We start from the raw sequence: 2575 nt of genomic DNA, 5'->3' as shown, positions 1-2575 counted from the left end.
GGCGGCGCGGACGGCGCCGGCGCGGCGGCAGCCACGGGCGCGTTGCCGGCAGCGGCAGGCGCGGCGATATCGGCGGGCGCGGCGGATGCGGGCGGCACCGCATCGGCCGCGGATGCCGCGGACGCGGTATCGGCGGGCGCCGCGGCATCGTCGGCCGAAGCCGCGGTATCGGCGGGCGCGGCGTCGGGCGCCGCGATCGGCGTCACGCTCAGCTCGCAGTCGCCGTCGACCCACTCGAACACGGCCTCGACCGCGGCGCGCGGCACCGCCGCCTCCAGGCGCAGGTCCCAGGCCAGGTAGCAGGCTTCCGGATCCAGCTCGGCCAGCATCGGCAGGCGGCCGGCGTCGGCGCGCGCGTGCAGCGGGCCGAGCCGCTCCAGCTCGCGGAACATGCGCACCGGATCGTTGCCGGTCTTCAGCAGGTGCGCGAATGGCCGGAACAGGATCTCCCAGCCGGCGATCGCCGGCGCGGCGGCGGTGACCGGCGCGGCGGCCGGCGCGGCTTCGGCAACGGGCGCGGCGGCCGGCGCTTCGGCGGCGGGCGCGGCGTCTTGCTTCGCCAGCGCGCGCAGCGCCTCCAGCACGGCGTCGCTGTCGGCGTCGGCGGAGGGCTCGCCGCGGCGCGCGCGGTCGAGCATGCCGCGCAGGCAGTCGACCGAGCGCAGCATCAGCTCGACCAGCTCCGGCGTGGCCGCGCGCTTGCCGGCGCGCAGTTCGTCCAGCAGCTCCTCGGCGACGTGGGTGAACGCGGCCACGTCGGCGAAGCCGAACGTCGCCGAGCCGCCCTTGATCGAATGCGCGGCGCGGAAGATGGTGTTGACCAGCTCCGCGTCGGCGCCGGCCGGATCCAGCTTCAGCAGCGCCGCCTCCATGGCGTCCAGCCCTTCGAGGCTTTCCTCGAAGAAGGTCTGGTGGAACTGGCTGAGATCGACCTTCGCCATGATGTCTATCCGAGCACGCGCCGCACGGTGGCCAGCAACTGCTCCGGATCGAACGGCTTGACCAGCCAGCCGGTGGCGCCGGCGGCCTTGCCCTCCTGCTTCTTCTCCGGGTTCGACTCGGTGGTCAGGATCAGGATCGGCGTGCCCTTGTAGTCGGGCAGGCCGCGCAGCTCGCGCACCAGGCTGATGCCGTCCATGCGCGGCATGTTGACGTCGGCCAGCACCAGATCGAAGCGGCGCCCGCGCGCGGTGTCGAGCGCGGCCTGGCCGTCCTCGGCCTCGAGCACGTCGAAACCCGCGCCGCGCAGGGTGTAGGCCACCATGCTGCGCATGGAGGCGGAATCGTCTACCGCGAGAATGCTGCTCATCGTTGCTTACTCCGCAAGGGCTTCCGCCGCGACGGCGGTGGGTTCGGGCAGGCCGAGCAGCGCGGCGACGCCGAGCAGGCCGGCGTCGCGGGTCAGCGCCGGTGCCGGCGCCTGCCACTCGACCGCGATGCCGCGCTCGCGGCCTTCGCGCACGAACGCGCACAGCAACTGCAGCGCGGCGGTGTCGGTCGCCTCGACCGCCGCGGCCTCCAGCACCACCGGCCGGCCGGCCGCCAGCGCCTCGCCAAGCTGGTCGCGCAGCGCCTGCGCCGCGGCGATGCGCAGGCTGGGCGCCAGCGTCAGCCGGGTGGGGCCGGCGCGTTCGCCGCGCGCGCGCCGTTGTCGTGCTCGTGCCATCGGATCGACCTCGTGGCCCGGCACGCGCCGGGCTCGTCCGCCTCGAGGCCCTTAGCGGCAGGACGGGCGGGGACTTTAGGGGGAAGCCGGGAGACGGGAGATGGAAAGCGGGGGAGGCGGGCGGCCGAACGCAGCGAGCAGGCGGGGACAAAACCTGATCCGCACACCCGACATCATCCCGGCGCAGCGCCCCCGTCTCCCGGCTTCCCCCTCAAGTCCCCCACCCCTCGGCCGATGTAGTGACGAGCCGCAGCGTCGCGGCGCATTGGCGCCCCCGCGCCGGGCGCGACGCCGCCCAGGGAGCCCGGGTGAACATCGAGCCGATCAGCCGTTTCGCCACCCTCTCGCCTGCCGACGTGCGCCGCCTCGCCGAGGCCTGGCGGGTCGGCGCGATCCTGGCCGCGCGCGTGGTCGGCCAGGGATCGGACGGACGCATGCTGCTGCACGTGGACGGGCGCGAGGTCGAGACCGACGCGCCGCCCGATCCGCGCCTGCCGGCCGCGTTCCGCGTGCGCGTCGCCGCGACGCAGCCGACGGTCGTGCTGGACGTGCTGGAAGAAACCGCGGAGCCGGCGCTGACGGCGTCGCTGCGCGGGCTGCTGCCGCGCCAGCTCGGCCTGCCCGCGGTGCTGGGCGACCTGGCCGCGCTGGGACGCCATCCGCAGGCGCGCGACCTGCCGCCCGACCTGCGCAGCGCGCTGGCCGCGCTGGAAGCGGCGATCCCGACGCCGGACGAGATCGGCAGCGGCCCCGGCCTGCGCCAGGTGGTGCACCACTCGGGCCTGTTCCTGGAGGGCCGCCTGCTGCAGCAGGCGCGCGCCGGCACGCCGGCGCCGCCGCTGCTGGGCGACTGGAAAGCCGCGCTGGAGCGGCTGGCGGCGACGCTGGCGCGCCACGCGCCGCCGCAGC

General features: G+C 75.8%; 3 protein-coding genes and 1 pseudogene. 1 reads left to right on the top strand and 3 read right to left on the bottom strand.

Annotated features, from left to right (window positions below; all coding sequences use genetic code 11):
• The 3 genes from ABFC67_RS07060 to ABFC67_RS07050 form a co-directional block, all read right to left on the bottom strand.
• On the bottom strand, nt 1-941 hold a 941-nt coding region (locus tag ABFC67_RS07060; protein ID WP_346737285.1), incomplete at its 3' end, for an Hpt domain-containing protein.
• 5 nt (nt 942-946) lie between these two features.
• A complete protein-coding gene (locus tag ABFC67_RS07055) occupies nt 947-1309 on the bottom strand; it encodes a response regulator (protein ID WP_346737284.1) in 363 nt (120 codons plus the stop codon).
• Between the two features lie 6 nt (nt 1310-1315).
• Complete coding sequence (locus ABFC67_RS07050) at nt 1316-1666, bottom strand: STAS domain-containing protein (protein WP_346737283.1); 351 nt, start codon at nt 1664-1666, stop codon at nt 1316-1318.
• A gap of 308 nt (nt 1667-1974) precedes the next feature.
• Between ABFC67_RS07050 and ABFC67_RS07045 the strand changes: the two are divergent.
• Nucleotides 1975-2575, top strand: a pseudogene (locus ABFC67_RS07045) (flagellar hook-length control protein FliK); the annotation flags it as partial.

Source organism: Mizugakiibacter sp. (genome assembly GCF_039680435.1).
GTDB lineage: Bacteria > Pseudomonadota > Gammaproteobacteria > Xanthomonadales > Rhodanobacteraceae > Mizugakiibacter.
Note: the sequence above shows the minus strand (reverse complement) of the source record. Positions and strands in the feature narration are given on the sequence as shown.

Excerpts from the sequence above, each read along its gene's own strand:
- ABFC67_RS07055 (WP_346737284.1), bottom strand. The coding sequence starts at position 1,309 with ATGAGCAGCATTCTCGCGGTAGACGATTCCGCCTCCATGCGCAGCATG.
- ABFC67_RS07050 (WP_346737283.1), bottom strand. The coding sequence starts at position 1,666 with ATGGCACGAGCACGACAACGGCGCGCGCGCGGCGAACGCGCCGGCCCC.